Source organism: Klebsiella sp. K-Nf6 (genome assembly GCF_002806655.1).
In the GTDB taxonomy this organism is placed as follows: domain Bacteria; phylum Pseudomonadota; class Gammaproteobacteria; order Enterobacterales; family Enterobacteriaceae; genus Klebsiella; species Klebsiella variicola.
This window is the reverse complement of record NZ_PIBN01000009.1, coordinates 164915-184648: the sequence shown is the minus strand read 5'-3', so window position 1 is coordinate 184648 and position 19734 is coordinate 164915. Positions and strand designations below refer to the sequence as shown.

The following is a 19734-nucleotide window of genomic DNA, read 5'->3' as shown; positions in this document are numbered from 1 at the left end:
TATGCTAAAAACGCATATTCAAGATCGACAGGTTATTGCCGGTCGCGCAGAAGCGCCTTTCTCCGCTTCTGGCTTCTTGCTATAACAAATTGTCTATTGCAAGGAGGTGGGTGTGCCGGAAATCAATGAGTTTGGCCAGCAGGTGAACGATCTTGTCCCCGGCTGGCAGGGGGCGCAAGTCCTGCGGCGGACGGCGTTAAACGGCCGTTTTTGTCGACTGGAGCCGCTGGACGTTGACCGTCATGCGGCGGATCTGTTTGCCGCCTATGCGCTCGGCGACAACAGCGACTGGACGTGGCTGGCGTCTACGCGGCCGGAGAGCGTGGCGGCGACCGCCCACTGGATCGCGGGCAAGGTGAATGATGATGCTCTGGTGCCGTACGCGGTGATTGACCTGCGTAGCGAGCAGGCGGTGGGCATCGTCAGCTATATGGCGATCGAGCGGGAAATGGGCACGGTTGAGATCGGCCATGTCACCTGGTCGCGACGGATGAAAAACACCCCGCTGGGTACCGAAGCGGTCTGGCTGTTGCTGAAGAACGGCTTTGACCATGGCTACCGTCGGCTGGAGTGGAAATGCGATTCGATGAATGTCGCCTCGCGCCGGGCCGCCGAGCGGCTGGGCTTTAGCTGGGAAGGACGTCTGCGGCAAAGGCTGGTGCGTAAAGGGCGGACGCGTGACAGCGATATGCTGTCCATCATCGACGGCGAGTGGCCTGCGCGCGATGCGGCGCTGCGGGCGTGGCTGGCGGCGGAGAACTTTACTGCCGACGGGCAGCAGATCAAACGCCTGGAGGCGTTTCGCTAACATCAACCTATGTGGTCAAACCCGGGAACGGCACCCCGGTCGCGCTGCGCTTACCGGGGCTACGTTACATTGCCTCAGGGTAGGCCGGGCAAGGCGTAGCCGCCGCCCGGCATTGACCCGTTAACGGCGAACCGGCGCGTCGCCAGCGACATAATACGCCGCGGTGCTGCGCGGCAGCGGCTGGCGGCCGCGAATGGCGTCAGCCATCTTCTCGCCAATCATAATGGTGGTGGCGTTGAGGTTGCCGGTGATGATCTGCGGCATAATCGAGGCATCGACCACCCGCACGCCTTCCAGACCGTGGACGCGGCCCTCGCCGTCGACCACCGCCATCTCGTCGTAACCCATCTTACAGGTCCCGCACGGGTGGAACGCGGTCTCGGCGTGGTTGCGCACAAACTCATCCAGTTCGGCATCGCTCTGGCATTCTATTCCCGGACTGATTTCGCGGCCGCGATACTTATCCAGCGCTGGCTGGTTCATGATTTCGCGGGTAATGCGGATGGCGTCGCGGAACTCCTGCCAGTCCTGTTCATGGGACATATAGTTAAACAGGATCGCCGGATGGGCGTGCGGATCGCGCGACTTCAGGCGCACGTGGCCGCGGCTGGGCGAACGCATTGAACCGACGTGGCACTGGAAGCCGTGCTCTTTCACCGCGTTGGAGCCATTGTAGTTAATCGCCACCGGCAGGAAGTGGTATTGAATATTTGGCCAGGCAAATTCTGCGCGGCTGCGGATAAAACCGCCCGCTTCGAACTGGTTGCTGGCGCCGATGCCGGTGCCGCCGAACAGCCACTCGGCGCCAATCTTCGGCTGGTTCCACCACTGCAGCGCCGGGTAGAGCGACACCGGCTCTTTGCATTCATATTGCAGATACATCTCCAGATGGTCCTGCAGGTTCTCACCCACGCCGGGGAGATCGTGCACCACCGGGATATCGAACTGCCTGAGCAGCTCCGGGTTACCGACGCCGGAGCGCTGCAGGATCTGCGGCGAGGCAATCGCCCCGGCGCACAGCAGCACCTCTTTGTTGGCCGTCGCTTTGGACGGGATCGTGCTTTCTCCCTCCAGCCACTCGACGCCCACCGCGCGCTTGCCGGCAAAAATAATGTGATCGGTCAGCGCATGCGTGCGGATGGTCAGGTTCGGGCGACCGCGCGCCTGGTCGAGATAGCCGCGGGCGGTGCTGGCGCGACGGCCCTGCGGCGTCACGGTGCGGTCCATCGGGCCAAAGCCTTCCTGCTGGTAGCCGTTGAGATCGTCGGTGCGCGGATAACCCGCCTGCACCCCGGCGGTGACCATCGCCTCGAAGAGGGGATTATTGCCCGGCTTCGGCGTCGTCACACTCACCGGGCCATCGCCGCCGTGATAGTCGTTAGGCCCGATATCGCGGGTTTCCGCTTTCCGGTAGTAGGGCAGGCAGTCGAGATAGCTCCAGTGTTCCAGACCCGGCTCTTTGGCCCAGTTGTCCAGATCCATCGCGTTACCGCGGATGTAGCACATGCCGTTGATCAGCGACGAGCCGCCGAGCCCTTTGCCGCGTCCGCACTCCATGCGGCGATGGTTCATATACGGCTCAGGTTCGGTTTCGTAGGCCCAGTTGTAACGTTTGCCCTGCAGCGGGTAAGCCAGCGCGGCGGGCATCTGGGTGCGGAAATCGAACCGGTAGTCCGGGCCGCCGGCTTCCAGCAGCAGGACGGTGGTGTTTGGATCTTCAGTCAGTCGTGTTGCCAGAACGTTGCCGGCGGAGCCGGCGCCAATAATGATGTAGTCAAATTGCAAAAAAACCTCCCGGTTAAAATATGGACTGGAATTTACCCATCTCAACCTGGATGGACTTCACCTGGGTGTAACTCTGCAGCGTCATGACGCCGTTCTCGCGGCCAATGCCGGAGTGCTTATAGCCGCCAACCGGCATCTCCGCCGGGGATTCACCCCAGCTGTTGATCCAGCAGATGCCGGCTTCCAGCTGGTGGATAAGACGGTGGGCACGGTTGAGGTTGGGCGTCACCACGCCGGCGGCGAGGCCGTATTCGGTGGCGTTGGCGCGGCGAATGACCTCCGCTTCGTCGGTATAGCTGAGGATCGACATCACCGGGCCGAAGATCTCTTCGCGCACGATGGTCATCTCGTCGCTACAGTCGGTAAACACCGTGGGGGCGACCCACGCGCCGTTATCGAAACCATCGCCTTTCAGCGCCTCGCCGCCGCACAGCAGGCGCGCACCTTCGCGTTTGCCGCTCTCGATATAGCGCAGAACGTTGTCGCGATGGGGGAAGCTGACCAGCGGGCCGAAGTTGGTGTCATCGGCAAACAGATCGCCGGGGCGGATGCGGCCCACGCGTTCGAGGATCTTGTGCTCGAATTCCGCCTTCTGTTTCGCCGGGACAAACACCCGGGTGCCGTTGGTGCACACCTGACCGGAGCTGTAGAAGTTAGCCATCATGGCGATATCGGCGGCGAGGTCGAGGTCGGCATCGTCTGCGATAATCAGCGGCGATTTACCGCCCAGCTCCATGGTGACCTCTTTCAGCGACGAGGCCGCGGAGTTGGCCATCACTTTTTTGCCGCTGGCGACGCCGCCGGTGAAGGAGATTTTGGCGATGTCCGGATGCTCGGTCAGATACTGGCCGGTTTCCGCGCCGATCCCTGGCAGGACGTTAAACACCCCGTCCGGCAGGCCCGCTTCGCTGTAAATTTCCGCCAGCTTGAGGGCGGTGAGCGGGGTGACCTCGCTCGGTTTGAAAATCATCGCATTGCCAGCGGCCAGCGCCGGCGCCGATTTCCACAGGGCGATCTGGATCGGGTAGTTCCACGCGCCGATCCCGGCTACCACCCCCAGCGGTTCGCGACGGGTATAGACGAAGGAACTGTCGCGCAGCGGGATCTGGCTGCCTTCCAGCGCCGGGATCAGCCCCGCGTAATACTCCAGCACGTCGGCGCCGGTGACGATATCGACGGCGGCGGTTTCGCTGAGGGGTTTCCCGGTATCCAGCGTCTCCAGTCGCGCCAGCTCGTCGTTGCGCTGACGCAGAAGGTCGACGGCGCGACGCAGGATGCGCGAGCGTTCCATGGCGGTCATCGCCGCCCAGATTTTTTGCCCACGCTGCGCGCTTTCAACGGCGCGGTCGACATCCTCGCGTCCGGCAGCCTGAACGGTCGCCAGCACCTCGCCAGTGGCAGGGTTGATGGTCTCGAAGGTGCGACCGCTGGTGGCCGATGTATAACCACCATTAATATAAAGCTGCTGTTCTGCCATTCGGGACATAACGCCTCCTCGGTTATGGGTTCGGTAAATGCTGACGAATAAAGTGGCTGGTCAGCGACTGCGCCAGCGTCTTATCCAGCGGTTTGCCGCTGAGCGCCGCCCGCAGCCACAGGCCGTCTATCAGCGCCGCCAGCCCGTAGCCGGCCTCCTGCGCTTGCTCGCGCGGCAGCTCGCGGCGGAATTCGTACACCAGGTTCGACAGCAGCCGACGGCTGCTGACCTGCTGTAACCGATAAAGCATCGGCTGGTGCATGCTGCTGGCCCAGAAGGCCAGCCAGGCCTTCATCGCCGCGCTGCTGATCTGCGTCTCATCAAAGTTGCCGCCGACAATCGCCTGCAGGCGCTGGCTGGCGCTGCCGTCCGGCAGGGCGTGCAGACGGTTGAGCACCGCGTCGCGCAGCTGGCTGGTGATGTCGCGCATGGTCGCCTCCAGCAGACCATTTTTATCTTTGAAATAGTGACTGATGATCCCCGTCGAGACGCCCGCCCGTCGGGCGATCTGCGCGATGGTCGCATCATGCATTCCGACTTCATTTATTGCGTCCAGCGTGGCGTCGATCAGTTGCCTGCGCCGGATTGGCTGCATCCCCAGTTTGGGCATTTTTGCCACTCCATTCATCAGCGTTGGTTAACTATTAAAGCGGTTTTTGATTGGACGTTCAATATAAAATGTGTCTTAATTGTTACGTTATTGAATTTTAATAGTTACAAAAACAGTGGGGATACTGGATGACAGATCTTTCGCAAAACAGAGAAAAGGACAAAATCAATCCGGTGGTTTTTTATACCTCGGCCGGACTGATTTTGTTGTTTTCCCTGATGACGATCTTTTTTCGCGATTTTTCTGCCGAGTGGATTGGGCGCACCCTCAACTGGGTGTCGAAAACCTTCGGCTGGTACTATCTGCTGGCGGCGACGCTGTATATCGTCTTCGTCGTCTGCATTGCCTGCTCGCGCTTCGGCTCGGTGAAGCTCGGCCCGGAGCAGTCAAAGCCCGAGTTCAGCCTGCTGAGCTGGGCGGCGATGCTGTTCGCCGCCGGGATCGGTATCGACCTGATGTTCTTCTCGGTCGCCGAGCCGGTGACGCAATATATGCAGCCGCCGGAAGGGGCGGGGCAGACCATCGAGGCGGCGCGCCAGGCGATGGTCTGGACGCTGTTTCACTATGGCTTAACCGGTTGGTCAATGTATGCCCTGATGGGTATGGCGCTGGGATACTTTAGCTATCGTTATAATTTGCCGCTCACCATCCGCTCGGCGCTGTACCCGATTTTTGGCAAACGGATCAATGGGCCCATCGGCCACAGCGTCGATATTGCGGCGGTGATCGGCACCATCTTCGGCATCGCCACCACCCTCGGTATCGGCGTCGTGCAGCTCAACTACGGTCTGAGCGTGCTGTTCGATATTCCGGACTCGCTGGCGGCGAAAGCAGCTCTGATTGCGCTGTCGGTGATCATCGCCACCATCTCGGTCACCTCCGGGGTGGACAAGGGCATCCGCGTGCTCTCCGAGCTGAACGTCGCCCTCGCGCTGGGGTTGATCCTGTTTGTATTGTTCATGGGCGATACCTCCTTCCTGCTTAATGCGTTAGTGCTGAACGTCGGCGACTACGTCAACCGCTTTATGGGCATGACGCTGAACAGCTTCGCCTTCGACCGGCCGGTGGAATGGATGAATAACTGGACGCTCTTTTTCTGGGCGTGGTGGGTGGCCTGGTCGCCGTTTGTGGGCCTGTTCCTGGCGCGCATTTCGCGCGGGCGCACCATCCGCCAGTTTGTGATGGGCACCCTGATTATTCCGTTCACCTTTACCCTGCTATGGCTGTCGGTGTTCGGCAACAGCGCGCTGTATGAGATTATTCACGGCGATGCGGCCTTTGCCGAGGAGGCGATGGTCCACCCGGAGCGCGGATTCTACAGCCTGCTGGCGCAGTACCCGGCGTTTACCTTTAGCGCGTCGGTGGCGACCATTACCGGTCTGCTGTTCTACGTCACCTCCGCCGACTCCGGCGCGCTGGTGCTGGGGAACTTCACCTCGAAGCTGAAGGACATCAACAGCGATGCCCCGAACTGGCTGCGCATCTTCTGGTCGGTGGCCATCGGTCTGTTGACCCTCGGCATGCTGATGACCAACGGCATCTCGGCGCTGCAGAACACCACGGTGATCATGGGGCTGCCGTTCAGCTTTGTGATTTTCTTCGTGATGGCCGGGCTGTATAAATCCCTGAAAGTGGAAGATTACCGCCGGGTCAGCGCCAGTCGCGACACCGCCCCGCGCCCGATGGGCCTCCAGGATCGTCTGAGCTGGAAGAAGCGCCTGTCGCGGCTGATGAATTACCCGGGCACGCGCTATACCAAACAGATGATGGAGACGGTGTGCTACCCGGCGATGGAAGAGGTAGCCCAGGAGCTGCGGCTGCGCGGCGCCGCGGTGGAACTGAAGAGTCTGCCGCCGGAAGAGGGCGAGAACCTTGGCCACCTCGATCTGCTGGTGCACATGGGCGACGAGCAGAACTTCATCTACAAGATCTGGCCGCAGCAGTACTCGGTGCCGGGCTTTACCTATCGAGCGCGCAGCGGGAAATCCACCTATTACCGGCTGGAGACCTTCCTGCTGGAGGGCAGTCAGGGTAACGACCTGATGGACTACAGCAAAGAGCAGGTGATCACCGATATTCTCGACCAGTACGAGCGGCACCTGAACTTTATCCATCTTCATCGGGAAGCGCCGGGGAACAGCGTGATGTTCCCGGACGGCTAATCAGGGGAGCCCCCGTCGGGGAAAGGCTGACGGGGGCGATGGTCGTTACGGGTAGTTAAAGGCGTCCGGATGGTTGTCGAGGCTACCGCTGAGGGCGGCAAACAGCACGGTTTTGCCATCGATGGACAGGGCATCGCTGACGTTAAGCCAGGTCAGCTTCTCCTGGTCGGTTTTTTCATCGACCACCGAGTAAACGCCCGACATCTGTTGGCTTTTCTCGGACCAGATCACCGCGATACGTTCATGACCGCAGTCGTGGGGTTTGCAGGCGCTTAACACCTGCCAGGATTCGCTACCCAGCTTCACCGTCTGCGCCGGCGAACCGGTGCCGCCGGTGGTTACCCAGGCGGGCAGCTGATGGCCTTTGACCATCTGGTTAAACGACGCCCGGGTGGCGGCATCGTGGGCCAGACTGTTCAACGTGACATCGCCTTGCGCCATGACACTGGCGGAGGCGGCTAAGGTGATGATAGCGGTAAGCGCTTTAAACATGTTTCCTCCTGGACTTATTCCGTCCTCATAACAAGCCTCTTTATAGTGAGCGTAGGGAATGATTAATGCAAACTCTGACATATTTTCTGTGAATGATTAGGAGCGGTGCGCGCATGGACGTTACGCTAAGCGATATGCCATGATGCGGATTGATTTATTTTCCAAATATATGCCCTTGTGATAAAGCAGTTAGCGAAATGGCATAGTTATTCAGGCGATAAAGCATGGCGTATGTGAATCATCTACTGACGTTTATTGAGAGTAATCCGGCGCTGGCGGTGGGGTTTAATCTTATTCTGCTGCTGGTCTCCGGCATATTTGCCCATCTTTTATGCAAGTTCTTGCTGATTAAAGTGGTGCGTAAGGTCTTCTTTAGTAGCCACAAACAGGATGTGCCGCTGGAGAAGGATCGACGCATCGCCGAAAAGCTGTCCAATTTCATTCCGGTTATTATCGTCTATTACGTCCTGCAGTTTATGCCGGCGATGCCGACATCGCTGGTGACGGCGATTAATACCATCTGCGGGATCTTGTTTTTTATTTTTATGTCGGTGTTTTTCAACGAGATGTTGGATATTGTCAACAGCTCTTATCTGCGAAAGACCAAACGTAAAAATCATTCCATTAAGGGCTATATCCAGATAGGCAAAATCTTAGTCCACATCCTGGCGGCGATTATGATCCTCGCCGTGATGTCGAACAAATCGCCGATCATTATTATCTCCAGTCTGGGGGCAGTGGCGGCGGTGCTGATGATCGTGTTCCAGCATACCTTGCTGTCGCTGGTGGCGAACGTTCAGCTGTCGTCCAACGATGTGCTCCAGTTGGGGGACTGGATTGAAATGCCTGACAAGAACCTCAGCGGTGAGGTGACGGATATCGCGCTGCACACCATTACCATCCGCAACTGGGACAATACGATCTCCCGCATCCCGACCAAGAATTTCCTCACCGAGACCTATACCAACTGGCAGGCGATGTTCTCCTCCGGGGCGCGGCGGATCATGCGCAGTATCGCCATCGATCAGCACTCGGTGCGTTTTCTCGACCAGGAGATGCTCTCCTCGATGCTGACCATCCGTGGGGTGAGTGAGCCTTTGAGCACGCTGCTTGATGGCCGGGATCCCGGCGGCGTGGCCGACCGCTGGTTTGTCGATAACGGGCTGACCAACCTGACCCTGTTTCGCCACTATCTGATGCACTATCTCGCCGAGCGACCAGATATTATTAAGGAGATGTACATTGTGGCGAGAACGCTGAAACCGTCGCCGTCGGGCATCCCGCTGGAGATTTACTGCTTCACCTCATCGACGCTGTGGAAAGACTACGAAAATACCCAGTCGGCGATATTTGAGTACATTACCGCCGTGGCCGGGCAGTTTTCCCTGCGACTTTATCAGTATCCCGCCGGGCACGATTTCTGGCGTCTCTCCCAGGAGCACGCCGCCCGGACGGGCCTGCCGCCGTCGGCCGAAGGCTAAGCAGTGATCTGCTGGCGCCAGAGGGCGATCTCCTCCTCCAGCCAGGCGATGAACCGGGCGACTTCCCGCCGGTTCTCCGCCTGCGGGGAGACGGTCAGCCAGTAGTGCCAGGGGTAGGGGACGGTGACGGCGGTGAGCTGCACCAGCTCGCCGCGAGCTATCGCCCCCGCCACCAGGGAGCGCCGCTCCAGCGCCACGCCGGCCCCCAGGCGGACCGCCTCCAGCACCAGATTGGAGTCGTTCAGGCGCAGGCCCGAAGGGACGATCGGCTTTTCCAGCCCCGCTTGGCTGCACCAGGCGTTCCAGGACTCCATGGAAAAAATAATATCGCTGGCGGCGATCGCCTGCGGGGTGGTCGGCAGGTCGCCGCCGCGATAGCCGGGGGCGGCGACCACCAGTTGTTCATCGGCAAACAGATGCCGGCTTTCCATCCCCTCCCAGTCACCTTGCCCCATGCGAAGGGCCAGATCGATACCCTCCTGCTGCAGGTTAACCACCGCCAGGCTGGTCAGCAGGCGCACCGCGATCTGCGGATGCCGCGCCTGAAAGCGCGCCAGCCGCGGCAGCAGCCAGTGGCAGCCAAAGGAGGGGAGCGTCGCCAGGGTCACCTCCAGGGTGCGGGGTTTGATCTGCACCATGCGCGTGGCGTCGGCGATGTGCTGTAACGCCTCGCGGATTTGCAGGGCATAGAGCCGTCCTTCTTCCGTGATGCGCACCCCGCGGCCGTGGCGGATAAAGAGCGTGACGCCGACCAGCGCTTCCAGCTGTTTGATGTGCTGGCTGACCGCCGAATGGGTCACGTTCAACTCGTGGGCGGCCTGCGTCACGCTGCCGAGGCGCGCCACCGCCTCAAAGCTGCGCAGGCTGGCGACAGGGGGAAAATCTGCCATGGTGGTTTCTCTGTCAGTGAGTCGATACGTTAACGTTACTACCGGGTTAACGGGTTTTAAAGCCGCTGCGAACAGGCTGAAAAGGGGCTGTATGCTGCCTCAGTCGGTATAGCACAAGGGGGACAGGAGGGCTACCGCGAATCGCCAATCTGTTAGTTTGACTAACCATTGCGGTAAGTATCCCGTGATATTCGCGGCATGGGTTTTCCAGTAAGGTAAAGCCGCAACCCCTTTATCGCAGGCAGGAGTGACGATGAAACTCATTGGTATGATGGATTCACCTTATGTAAGACGCGTGGCGGTTTCTCTGGCGCTCTATGGCGTGGAATTCGAGAGTCTGCCGCTCTCGGTCTTTAGCGGCTTTGACGAATTTTCCCGTATTAATCCGGTGGTCAAGGCGCCGACGGTGGTGCTCGATAACGGGACGCAGCTGATGGACTCCACCCTGATCCTCCACTATTTCGAAACGACCAATCCCACCGGGCGCCGGCTGCTTCCCGCGCAGCCTGACGCGCTGGCCCGCGATCTGCACCTGCTGGGGGTGATCCTCGCCGCCAGTGAAAAAGCGGTCCAGCATGTTTATGAGCACCGTCTGCGGCCGGAAGAGAAGCAGCATCAGCCGTGGATAGCCCGGGTGACCGGCCAGCTGCTCGCCGCCTGTCGGGAATGGGACGCCCGGTTGGCAGACCGCGCCGCCGCCGCGCAGCCGGATCAGGTGCTGGTCACCAGCACGGTGGTCTGGTCCTTTATCCAGTTGATGATCCCGGCGGTGGTGTCGGCAGCGGCGTTTCCTCATATCCGCGCGCTGGCGGAGAAAGGAGAGGCGCTGCCGGCGTTTCAACAGTATCCGCTGGGTTAACGGCAGGGATGGAGAGGGGCGCCGCAGCGTGGCGCCCTGAAGCAGGAGAGGATCACCAGCAGACAAACCCGCCGTCGACCACCAGGTCTACGCCGGTGCAGAACGAGGCGGCGTCGCTGGCGAGGAACAGCGCCGGGCCGGCCATCTCTTCCACCTTCGCCATTCGCTGCATCGGCGTCTGGCTTTCAAACTCGCGGGTCTGGTGCACCATCTCCGGACGGGTATTCATCGGCGTGGCGGTATAGCCCGGGCTAATGGAATTGACGCGGATCCCTTTGCCCACCCACTCCATCGCCAGGCTTTTCGACAGATGGATCACGCCGGCTTTGGAGCAGTTGTAATGCGCCTGGTCGAGGCCGCGGTTAACGATAATCCCCGACATCGAGGCGATATTGATAATCGACCCGCCGCCGGACTCCAGCATCAGTTCCGCTTCCGCTTTGCAGGAGTTCCATACGCCGGTGAGATTGATATCGATCACCCGCTGCCATTGCTCGCTCTCCATCTCCAGCGCCGGATTGGCGTTGGCGATCCCGGCGGCGTTGACGGCGATGTCGAGGCGGCCAAAGCGGTTTTTGGCCAGCGCGACGGCGGCGCGCAGGTCGGCAATCTGGCGGACATCGCCGGTATAAGAACAAGCCTGACCGCCGATGGATTCAATATGGCTGACCGTTTCCGCCAGCCCGCCGTCGTCGCGAAGATCAAAACAGACTACCCGCGCACCCGCGCTGGCGAGGCTGCAGGCGATGGTCTGGCCGATACCGCTGCCGGCGCCGGTGACGAAGGCGACGCGCCCCTGCAGGTTAAACAGCTGCTGTGCAAAATCTTTACCGATCATAATGTTTACTCTCTTCAATATAGTGTCGAACGTCGGGAGCCCTGTTTCCCGAATGGCGGCGCGTAGCGCCTTATCCGGGCAACCTTTCGGCGGTGTTACGTAGCCCCGGTAAGCGAAGCGCCACCGGGGGGCCGTCCCGGGGTGGTGGCGCCAATGCGGGACACCTTATTCGGGCGATGGGGCCCGCTAACCCGCGGGGGATTACGACATAATCAAACCGCCATCGATATTGATGGTCTGCCCGGTGAGATAGCGCGCGTCGTCGGAGGCGAGGAAGGCCACCAGCCCGGCCACGTCTTCCGGTTTACCGGCGCGTTTCATCGGAATGCCCTCGACCCACTCGGCCATCAGTTCGCCCTTGCCGTAGCGCTTCTGCTCGGTGCTGAGAATTTCGCCCCACACGCGATCGTTGTAATCCCACATTTCGCTTTCAATAATGCCCGGGCAGAAGGCGTTGACGGTGATGTTCCACGGCGCCAGCTCGTGAGCCAGGCTTTGGGTAATGCCGATCACGCCCATTTTGCTGGCGGCATAATGCGGCGTGTAGATAAAGCCCTGCCGCCCCTGGCCGGAAGAGGTATTGATCAGGCTGCCGTGATTCTGTTTCACCATATATTTGGCCGCCTCGCGGCAGCACAGCCACACGCCGGTGGTGTTGACCGCCAGCACTTTTTCGAAATCAGCTTTTGGCATCCGGTCGTAGTAATCGATGGTGATCACCCCGGCGTTCTGAATGGAGACGTCAATAGTGCCGAAGCGGGCGGCGGCCTGCTCATATAGCCCCTGAACCTGGGCTTCATCGGTGACATCGACCTGCAGCGATAAAATATCCGCCTGATAGCGCTGACGCAGGGTGTCGGCGGTCTCGTGAACGCGCTCGGCGTTGGAGACCATCACCAGATTCGCGCCGTCGCGGGCAAAGCGCTCCGCAATACCTGCGCCGATGCCGCGGCAGGCGCCGGTGATCACCACCGTTTTGTTCTGGAAATCTCGTTGCATATTTTTTCCCTTTCGCTGAGCCGGGCACCAGGCCCGGCGGAAGATGTGAATCGTTACCGGTTAGCTGGAGGTGGCGCCGTTGGGGGAAATGGCGGCCAGTTTTTCCTCGTGGCGGCGCATCAGGATGACCTTGCTCTGCAGCTTCTGCTGGAACTGGTCGACGACCACAGCGGTGACGATCACCACGCCTTTAATCACCATCTGCCAGAAGTCGCTGACGCCCATCATCACCATGCCGTCGGCAAGGAAGACGATGACGAAGGCGCCGATAATTGACCCGGTCACCCGACCGCGGCCGCCGGCCAGCGCGGTGCCGCCGAGCACGGTGGCGCCGATGGCGTCCATCTCGAACATGTTGCCGGTCATCGGGTGCGCGGTTTGCAGCTGTGATGCGACAATCAGGCCAACAAACGCCGCGCACAGGCCGGAGAAGGCATAGACGAATATTTTCGCTTTCACGATCGGCACGCCGGCGAGGCGGGCGGCGGATTCGTTGCCGCCGATGGCGTAGATGTAGCGGCCAAGCGGCGTTTTGGTGGTCAGCCAGTAGCCCAGCACGAGGAAGCCGATCATCAGCCAGATCGGCAGGTAGACGCCGAGCAGAGTGCCGGAGCCGAGGGTGGCGAAACCGGTGTTGCCCAGCGCTTCCATGCCGTTAAGATTCGGGTAGGTGCTCCCGTCGTTAAACAGCAGCGCGGAGCCGCGGGCGACGTACATCATGCCTAAGGTGCAGATAAACGGCGCCACGCCGAAGCGGGTGATCACCGCGCCGTTCACCAGGCCGACCAGCACGCCGAAGATCGCCACGCAGAGGATCACCTCCGGGACGTTAAAGAAAATAACATCGCCGTTCCACAGCGGCAGGCCGTTGGTCAGCAGCGCGCCCGCCACCATGCCGCAGATCCCCGCCACCGCGCCGACGGACAAATCAATGCCGCCGGTGAGAATGACCAGCGTCATGCCGATGGCCAGCAGGCCGGTGATCGCCACGTGCTGGGTCATGATCAGCAGGTTCGAGGCGGTCAGGAAGTTGGGTACCATCACGCTGAAGAACGCGATCACCAGCAGGAGGGCGATAAAGGTGCGGGCCTTCAGCAGGTACATATAAATCATATATTTCTGGTTCATGATGGATTCCAGCCTGATTAATCTTGAGGTGTTGAAGCCGCGATTAACTGTTCGCGGGTCACCGCGTGACGCGGTAGATCGGCGGTAATGCGGCCATCGGCCATCACCAGGATGCGGTCGGCCAGGGCCATCACCTCATCCAGCTCCGAAGATGAAAACATCACCGCCAGCCCCTGCTGGGCCATTTTGCCGATCAGGTGATAGACGTCGGTTTTCGCGCCGACGTCGATGCCGCGCGTCGGTTCGTCGAGGAATACCACCTGTGGCTGAGTCATCAGCGCTTTACCCAGCACCACTTTTTGTTGATTGCCGCCGCTCAGCGAGGTGATGGGCAATGTGGCGTCGCTGACCTTGATCGCCAGCTGCTGGATCATCTCTTTTACGCAGCTCTCTTCTTTTTGCGGGTTCAACCACCGCCAGGCGCGGCGGAACCCCTGCAGGCTGAAATCAGAGAGCGTCATGTTGGCCTGAATCGACATCATCTGTACCACGCCTTCGCCCTGACGGTCCTCTGGCACCAGTGCCAGCCCCTTTTTCAGACGTTGCTGAAAGCGCGTTTTGCCGATGCTTTCGCCGTTGAGATGCACCTCGCCGCGCTGGCAGGGCATCAAGCCCACCAGACCTTTAAACAGCTCGGTGCGCCCGGCGCCCAGCAGGCCGTAAATACCGATCACTTCGCCTTTGCTGAGGGTGAAGGTGACGTCATTAAGTTTGTAGCCGCCGCTCGGATGCAGCGCGGTCAGCCCTTTGACGTCAAGCACTGCGTCGCCTTTCGGCGCCGGTTGATAATCAAAATGTTTTTTCTTATCACCGACCATCTGCTCGATGATCCACGGAACGCTGGCGTCGCTGACGTGACGCTCGCTGATAAAACGACCGTCGCGGAAAATGGTGATGTTGTCTCCAATCTCCATAAGCTCTTCGAGGCGATGCGAGATATAGATGATGGTCACGCCGCGGCGTTTAAGCTGCGCGATCACCTTGAACAGCACTTTGACCTCAGACTGGCTCAGCGCCGAGGTGGGTTCGTCCATGATCAGCACCCGAGTGTCTTTCGACAGCGCGCGGGCAATCTCGACTAACTGCTGGTGGCCGATACCGAGTTCACCGAGCGGGGTGTAGGGATCAACATCCAGCTCCAGCCGTTCCAGCAGCGATTTTGCCAGCGCGTACTGGTATTTTTCGTTAATGCGTCCTTTCTGAAAGAATTCATTCGCCATGAAGATGTTGTCCATCACATTCATATTGGGAAATAAATTCAGTTCCTGGAAAATAATACTGATGCCCAGTTTTTCTGCCTGATGCGTCGACTGTAATGAAACCGCTTCGCCATCAAGAATAATTTGCCCGGAAGAGGGCGTTTCCACACCGGCAAGCATTTTCATCATGGTGGATTTACCCGCACCATTTTCTCCGATCAGCACGTTGACCTTATTTCGATAGACCCGGTAATTAACATTATCCAGGGCGGTCACGCCGGGATAGACGCGCGACAGACCGCGGGTTTCGATAATCACTTCGGACTCAACGGGCTGGGGAGCGACGAGATCGTGCGGCGCCATATTATTGTCCCCCCGCATGAATGATTTTCGCCGGGGTAATTTCCGGGAGAGTTTGCGGAATATCCCAGGCCGAGAAGACGCCGTACACCTCCACGCTATCGCCGGTTTTAACGTTGGCTGTCTGAATCATTTTGACCGCCTGACTGTTGATATTCTTGCTGTACTCGCCGAACAGCACCTGGTCATTAAAGTCCTGATAGCTGGCGCCGCTGTAGCCGTCGCGCAGCTGGGTGCCGCGCAGGGTAGGGCCAATTTGCACCGTCACATTGCCGACGCTGGCGTCGGACAGGGTCATTTTGCCGCTGCGCGAGGCGGTATCGAGTTTGCTGACGGTACCTGAAACCTTGACGTAGAAGATGCAGGGGTTTTCATCCTGCGCACGGTAGCCGAGGGTTTTGCAGGCGCTATCAATGTCTTTTGCCGCCTTGAGCGCGCTCATCAGTTCCGCCGCCGGACGCGCTTTCGTCACCACCTGCGGTACGATGCTCTGCTGCCAGGTTTTATCCATATTCGCCATATGCGGGTTGGGCGGGGATTTCAGGTCTGCCAGCTCCTGCTGCGAGACGATGCGACAGCCCCCTAGCGCCAGTACGGCCAGCGTCAGACAGGTTTTCTTAAACATAATGCTCTCCTCTGCGCCCCCGCAGGGGCGCAACCACCCGAACTCAGGACTTAATGTTGAAATCCTGGACTTTATCGGCGTTATCCTGGGTAATCAGAATGCCGCGGAACATCACGCGCTGTTTGGCCGGTTTTTCGCCTTTTTGCAGGTAATTATCCAGATCGGTGACGCCCTGGGCAGCGATAGCCTGCGCCTGCAGCATCACGGTTGCCTGCAGGGTGCCGGCTTTCACGGCGTCGCGCTCATCGTTGCTGCCGTCGATGCCGACGACAATCACATCGCTACGGTTGGCCGCTTTCAGCGCCGCAATCGCGCCAAGGGCTACCGGCCCGTTGCCACAGATGACGCCTTTCACGTCGGGGTGCGCCTGCAGGATGCTGTCCATGATGCGTTTGCCGTCGATCAGGGTGCCTTTGGCATCCTGTTTCGCCACGCTGACCATATCCGGATACTGGTCAATGACCTGATGGAAAGATTTAGAACGGGTGACGCAGTTATTATCGGCGAGGTTGCAGGTCAGCTCGGCGTATTTGCCTTTCTCCGCCATTTTTTCCACGAAGACGTTGGCGACCTCAGAGCCGGCCTGGAAGTTATTGTGGGTAATTTGTTCCAGCGCCACATCATCAACCGGAATTTCGCGGTTAATTAAGACCACCGGAATGCCGGCTTTTTTGGCTTTTTCAATGGCGGCGACGCTGGCGGTGGAATCAGCGTTATCGAGAATAATGCCCTGCACTTTTTTACCAATCGCGGTGTCGATAAGCTCATTCTGCTTTTTGACATCTTCGCCATGGGACAGCACGGTGGTTTTATAGCCGAGCGCCTGGGCTTTTTCGCTGGCGCCTTTGGCTTCCGAGGCGTAATACGGGTTATCCAGCGAGTTGACCATGATCATAATGGTGCCTTTCTCCGCGGCGTGCGCGGCAAAGGAGAAGGCGGTCAGGGTAGCAGCGGTTAAAAGGGTTATACGTAATTTCATGACTCTGTTCCTGTATTTTTATATTCGAACAAATGAGCCCCTGAGCGGGCAGGCTTTTACGGTCTGAAATTTCCCCTGATGTATTCGGGGATAGCGATATCGTTATGGGCCGGGTTTCTCCTGTGATAAGTGAATGCGTGTCGTCGCGCAGTCTGGCGGTCAGGCTGGCGAGTCCGGTTTCCATAATGTTCGGTCGACCGCATGGCGCCACTCCTGCCAGCGCGTTTGTAAGCGCAGGTGGCGGGCCATGTCGGGCTGAAAGGTGCTGTGTTCGGTTAAGAAGGCCTGCAGATCGGCGGTCGACCCCGGATGGAGCGCTTTGCGCGCCAGCAACGCCGCGCCGATGGCGGACAGCTCCGGCACGTCGCTGCGCATCACCGGGCAGCCGAGCAGATCGGCTTGGTATTGCATCAGCCAGTCATTGTTGGTCGGCCCGCCGTCCACCATCAACGCCGTCAGGGTGAACTCCTCATGCTGACGCATCGCCACCACCACGTCGGCTATCTGATAGGTGATGGACTCCAGCGCCGCACGGATCAGATGCGCGCGTTTCACCCCGCGACTCAGGCCGCAAATCACGCCGCGGGCGCTGTCGTCCCACCAGGGCGCGCCAAGACCGGTCAGCGCCGGCACGAAGTAGACCCCGAGGGTTGAGTCGACGGAGGCGGGGAGGGTATTCAGCTCATGGGCCAGCTCGGCGGCAGAGAGTTCGCTCAGTCCGGTGCTGTCCGCCATCCAGGCGACGGCATCGCCGGTGTGGGGAATATTCCCTTCCAGGCCCCACACCAGCTGGTCACCATCGTGCCAGGCGACAGTGGTCGCCAGCGCGTCGATATCGCACTGGGCCGATTTGACCGGGGCCATGACCGAAGAGCCGGTGCCGTAGGTGGCTTTGACGCAGCCGGCCTCGCCGAGCGCGTGGCCGAACAGCGCGGCGTGGGAGTCGCCGATCATCGCCATGATCGGAATACCGTCCGGAATGGCGGCCAGTCCTTTGGTATGGCCGAAGAGGCCGCTCGACGGTTTAATGTCCGGCAACGCCGCGCGCGGAATGCCGAACAGCGTCAGCATCTCGTCGTCCCACTCGCCGCGGTGCAGGTTCAGCAGCTGGGTGCGGGCGGCATTGGAGTAGTCGCAGCAGAAGGCTTCTCCGGCGGTCAGATTCCACAGCAGCCAGCTGTCGATGGTGCCGAGGCAAATCTCACCGCGTTCGGCGCGCAGGTGGCCATCGACAGTCGCATCCAGCAGCCAGCGCATTTTGGAGGCCGAGAACAGCGGGGCGATTGGCAGGCCGGTGGCACACTTAATGTGCTGTTCCTGGCGATCGTGACGCAGTGTGTCGCAGAACGCGGCGCTGCGGGTGCATTGCCAGGTGATCGCCGCGTTAATCGGTTCGCCGCTGTCGCGATACCAGCCGATGGCGGTTTCCCGCTGGTTGCTGATGGCCAGCGCGGCGACGTTTTCCGCGCCAACGTGGGCCACCGCGCTGGCGATCACCGCCAGCGAGGCGGTAACCAGCGCTTCGCCCGATTGCTCCACCCAGCCGTCGCGCGGCGTTTGGATCGCCAGCGGCTGCGAGAATTTGACGATAACCTTGCCCCGGCTATCCAGCACCACCGCTTTGGCGTTGGTGGTGCCTTCATCCAGGGCAATGATGAACTCTTTTGCTGTCGCCTGCATCGTGCTCTCCTCGGTCACTCGGTGTCCTGGAACCGCGGAGACGAGGAATATCTCCCACCGTCTCCTGCGTCTGTGCAGGCCATGTTGTGACATTTCGTTATCATCTTTTTAATCACTGAATATATATTCGATAGTGATTATTTATTTGATACCTTAAGCCACAAACCCGGTGACGGGCTACCGGAAAAATCATCAATTGTGCTGGCAATCACATTTCGCCGATCGGTGAAAGCGGCGGCTGGCGGCTGGAGTGGTTGATTAACTGATTGAATTTAAATGCATTAGCAGAGCCAGCCCTGAAGCTAAAAAAGCACGTCAGGGCGGCAGAAAGGAAAAGCAGCGCGGCAGGTTAGTCGCTAACCAGCATGCGAGCGGTAGGATAATCGGTGATTAAAACATCAATGTAGCCGCCGGTGAGGGCGCCTTTGATGGCCGCGACTTTATCGGTACCGCCGGCCAGCGCGACCACGTTCGGGCATTTTTTGACCTTCTCCAGCGCCATACCGATCACCGGATCTTCATCATCGCGTAACACCGGATGGCCGTTTTTGTCGTAGTAGTGCAGGCAGATATCACCCACCGCGCCGCGCGCCGCCAGCACCTGCAGCATATCTTCATGATAGTAGTTACCGGAGGTTTTCAGCAGCTGGGAGGGTTCGAGAATGCCGATACCGACGATGGCGATATCCACTTCATCAAAGCGCGACACCACGTCAGCGACGTCTTTGCTGGCCAACAGCCGGTTGCGCTCCTCCATGGATCCCTCGATGCTCTGTGACGGCAGCAGCCAGGCGTCGCAGTTCAGGCGCTGGGCGAGGGTCTGGGTAAGAATCGTCGCCTGCACGTTACCGTTTGGCCCGACGCCGCCGAGCAGCTGGATCACGCCGCTGGCTTTCAGGTTTTGCGCATGAACTTCATCGACCATCGCGCGAATGGTTGAGCTCCACGAGGAGACGCCAATCAGATCTTTTGGCCGCAGCCGGGTTTCCAGATAGTGGGCGGCGGCGGAGCCAATCGCCCGCTTGATGGTATGATCGCTGGCCTCTTCCTCGGTATCCACCACCACCGCCTGCTTAAGGCCGTAGCGATCCTCAAGCCCTTTTTCGAGCTTCAGAAAGATGTTGGACGGCTGAACGACGCTGATCTTGACGACGCCTTCTTTCTGGCAGCGGGTAATGGCGCGGGAGACAAATGACTGAGACAGCGAGAGAAGTTGGGCGATATCAGACTGCTTTCGTCCTTCCAGATAGTAAAGCGTGGCAATCTTAACCAATAGCCGTTGTTCATCCTGCTTAGCCATATTAATCCTCGAAAATCATTTATCGCCTTTCTTCAGGCGGTTAGCTGCAGCCATTATCGTAG

The 19734-nt window shown here is 59.5% G+C and carries 17 protein-coding genes; 4 read left to right on the top strand and 13 right to left on the bottom strand.

All coding sequences use genetic code 11. The annotated features are described in order from the left end of the window. Nucleotides 1-112 precede the first annotated feature (112 nt). Nucleotides 113-808, top strand: a complete 696-nt coding sequence (locus CWM61_RS16770; protein WP_087851150.1) for a GNAT family N-acetyltransferase — start codon at nt 113-115, stop codon at nt 806-808. 120 nt (nt 809-928) lie between these two features. Here CWM61_RS16770 and betA read toward each other — a convergent pair whose 3' ends face one another. Genes betA through betI form a run of 3 tightly spaced genes read right to left on the bottom strand, consistent with a single transcriptional unit; the run spans nt 929 to nt 4680 of the window. Further along, nucleotides 929-2593 (bottom strand): choline dehydrogenase, encoded by a 1665-nt coding sequence (betA, locus tag CWM61_RS16765; RefSeq protein ID WP_100631580.1) that lies wholly within the window; start codon nt 2591-2593, stop codon nt 929-931. A gap of 13 nt (nt 2594-2606) precedes the next feature. Beyond that, on the bottom strand, nt 2607-4079 hold the full coding sequence (gene betB, locus CWM61_RS16760) for a betaine-aldehyde dehydrogenase (protein ID WP_074386595.1): 1473 nt from the start codon (nt 4077-4079) through the stop codon (nt 2607-2609). Between the two features lie 13 nt (nt 4080-4092). Continuing rightward, on the bottom strand, nt 4093-4680 hold the full coding sequence (gene betI / locus CWM61_RS16755; RefSeq protein WP_004151671.1) for a transcriptional regulator BetI: 588 nt from the start codon (nt 4678-4680) through the stop codon (nt 4093-4095). A 128-nt stretch (nt 4681-4808) separates the two neighbouring features. Between betI and betT the strand changes: the two genes are divergently transcribed. Beyond that, nucleotides 4809-6842: a choline BCCT transporter BetT gene (gene betT, locus CWM61_RS16745; protein WP_008805564.1), complete on the top strand. Its 2034-nt coding sequence runs from the start codon at nt 4809-4811 to the stop codon at nt 6840-6842. A gap of 45 nt (nt 6843-6887) precedes the next feature. On the opposite strand, the gene ivy is transcribed toward betT, so the two are convergent. After that, a complete protein-coding gene (gene ivy, locus CWM61_RS16740) occupies nt 6888-7334 on the bottom strand; it encodes an Ivy family C-type lysozyme inhibitor (RefSeq protein WP_008805565.1) in 447 nt (148 codons plus the stop codon). A 224-nt stretch (nt 7335-7558) separates the two neighbouring features. Here ivy and CWM61_RS16735 point away from each other — a divergent pair, with 224 nt between their 5' ends. Next, nucleotides 7559-8815 (top strand): mechanosensitive ion channel family protein, encoded by a 1257-nt coding sequence (locus CWM61_RS16735; RefSeq protein ID WP_061155404.1) that lies wholly within the window; start codon nt 7559-7561, stop codon nt 8813-8815. Here CWM61_RS16735 and CWM61_RS16730 read toward each other — a convergent pair. After that, complete coding sequence (locus CWM61_RS16730; protein WP_100631579.1) at nt 8812-9705, bottom strand: LysR substrate-binding domain-containing protein; 894 nt, start codon at nt 9703-9705, stop codon at nt 8812-8814. The two genes, CWM61_RS16735 and CWM61_RS16730, sit on opposite strands and share 4 nt — an antisense overlap. Nucleotides 9706-9958: 253 nt before the next feature. Here CWM61_RS16730 and CWM61_RS16725 point away from each other — a divergent pair, with 253 nt between their 5' ends. Beyond that, nucleotides 9959-10564: a glutathione S-transferase gene (locus CWM61_RS16725; RefSeq protein ID WP_074386593.1), complete on the top strand. Its 606-nt coding sequence runs from the start codon at nt 9959-9961 to the stop codon at nt 10562-10564. A 52-nt stretch (nt 10565-10616) separates the two neighbouring features. Here the strand turns inward: CWM61_RS16725 and CWM61_RS16720 are convergent, their stop codons facing one another. The 8 genes from CWM61_RS16720 to CWM61_RS16685 all read right to left on the bottom strand — a co-directional run bounded on the left by CWM61_RS16720 (nt 10617) and on the right by CWM61_RS16685 (nt 19672). Continuing rightward, nucleotides 10617-11402 (bottom strand): SDR family oxidoreductase, encoded by a 786-nt coding sequence (locus tag CWM61_RS16720; RefSeq protein WP_023297198.1) that lies wholly within the window; start codon nt 11400-11402, stop codon nt 10617-10619. 201 nt (nt 11403-11603) lie between these two features. After that, nucleotides 11604-12401 (bottom strand): SDR family oxidoreductase, encoded by a 798-nt coding sequence (locus CWM61_RS16715; protein WP_074386591.1) that lies wholly within the window; start codon nt 12399-12401, stop codon nt 11604-11606. Nucleotides 12402-12461: 60 nt separating this feature from the next. After that, nucleotides 12462-13529, bottom strand: a complete 1068-nt coding sequence (locus CWM61_RS16710) for an ABC transporter permease (RefSeq protein ID WP_100631578.1) — start codon at nt 13527-13529, stop codon at nt 12462-12464. 17 nt (nt 13530-13546) lie between these two features. Continuing rightward, nucleotides 13547-15091 carry a sugar ABC transporter ATP-binding protein gene (locus CWM61_RS16705; protein ID WP_100631597.1) on the bottom strand — a complete coding sequence of 515 codons (1545 nt, stop codon included), beginning with the start codon at nt 15089-15091 and terminating at the stop codon, nt 13547-13549. Between the two features lies 1 nt (nt 15092). Next, nucleotides 15093-15713, bottom strand: a complete 621-nt coding sequence (locus tag CWM61_RS16700; protein ID WP_100631577.1) for a DUF2291 family protein — start codon at nt 15711-15713, stop codon at nt 15093-15095. A 43-nt stretch (nt 15714-15756) separates the two neighbouring features. Continuing rightward, nucleotides 15757-16692 (bottom strand): D-ribose ABC transporter substrate-binding protein, encoded by a 936-nt coding sequence (locus CWM61_RS16695; RefSeq protein ID WP_004176926.1) that lies wholly within the window; start codon nt 16690-16692, stop codon nt 15757-15759. Between the two features lie 159 nt (nt 16693-16851). Beyond that, nucleotides 16852-18372, bottom strand: a complete 1521-nt coding sequence (locus CWM61_RS16690) for an FGGY family carbohydrate kinase (RefSeq protein WP_100631576.1) — start codon at nt 18370-18372, stop codon at nt 16852-16854. A 349-nt stretch (nt 18373-18721) separates the two neighbouring features. Then, nucleotides 18722-19672 (bottom strand): sugar-binding transcriptional regulator, encoded by a 951-nt coding sequence (locus CWM61_RS16685; protein ID WP_002893602.1) that lies wholly within the window; start codon nt 19670-19672, stop codon nt 18722-18724. Nucleotides 19673-19734 lie beyond the last annotated feature (62 nt).

Excerpts from the sequence above, each read along its gene's own strand:
- CWM61_RS16695 (WP_004176926.1), bottom strand. The coding sequence starts at position 16,692 with ATGAAATTACGTATAACCCTTTTAACCGCTGCTACCCTGACCGCCTTC.
- betT (WP_008805564.1), top strand. The coding sequence starts at position 4,809 with ATGACAGATCTTTCGCAAAACAGAGAAAAGGACAAAATCAATCCGGTG.
- CWM61_RS16685 (WP_002893602.1), bottom strand. The coding sequence starts at position 19,672 with ATGGCTAAGCAGGATGAACAACGGCTATTGGTTAAGATTGCCACGCTT.
- CWM61_RS16705 (WP_100631597.1), bottom strand. The coding sequence starts at position 15,091 with ATGGCGCCGCACGATCTCGTCGCTCCCCAGCCCGTTGAGTCCGAAGTG.
- CWM61_RS16710 (WP_100631578.1), bottom strand. The coding sequence starts at position 13,529 with ATGAACCAGAAATATATGATTTATATGTACCTGCTGAAGGCCCGCACC.
- CWM61_RS16700 (WP_100631577.1), bottom strand. The coding sequence starts at position 15,713 with ATGTTTAAGAAAACCTGTCTGACGCTGGCCGTACTGGCGCTAGGGGGC.
- betB (WP_074386595.1), bottom strand. The coding sequence starts at position 4,079 with ATGTCCCGAATGGCAGAACAGCAGCTTTATATTAATGGTGGTTATACA.
- CWM61_RS16735 (WP_061155404.1), top strand. The coding sequence starts at position 7,559 with ATGGCGTATGTGAATCATCTACTGACGTTTATTGAGAGTAATCCGGCG.
- CWM61_RS16715 (WP_074386591.1), bottom strand. The coding sequence starts at position 12,401 with ATGCAACGAGATTTCCAGAACAAAACGGTGGTGATCACCGGCGCCTGC.
- CWM61_RS16730 (WP_100631579.1), bottom strand. The coding sequence starts at position 9,705 with ATGGCAGATTTTCCCCCTGTCGCCAGCCTGCGCAGCTTTGAGGCGGTG.
- ivy (WP_008805565.1), bottom strand. The coding sequence starts at position 7,334 with ATGTTTAAAGCGCTTACCGCTATCATCACCTTAGCCGCCTCCGCCAGT.
- CWM61_RS16690 (WP_100631576.1), bottom strand. The coding sequence starts at position 18,372 with ATGCAGGCGACAGCAAAAGAGTTCATCATTGCCCTGGATGAAGGCACC.
- CWM61_RS16725 (WP_074386593.1), top strand. The coding sequence starts at position 9,959 with ATGAAACTCATTGGTATGATGGATTCACCTTATGTAAGACGCGTGGCG.
- betI (WP_004151671.1), bottom strand. The coding sequence starts at position 4,680 with ATGCCCAAACTGGGGATGCAGCCAATCCGGCGCAGGCAACTGATCGAC.
- CWM61_RS16720 (WP_023297198.1), bottom strand. The coding sequence starts at position 11,402 with ATGATCGGTAAAGATTTTGCACAGCAGCTGTTTAACCTGCAGGGGCGC.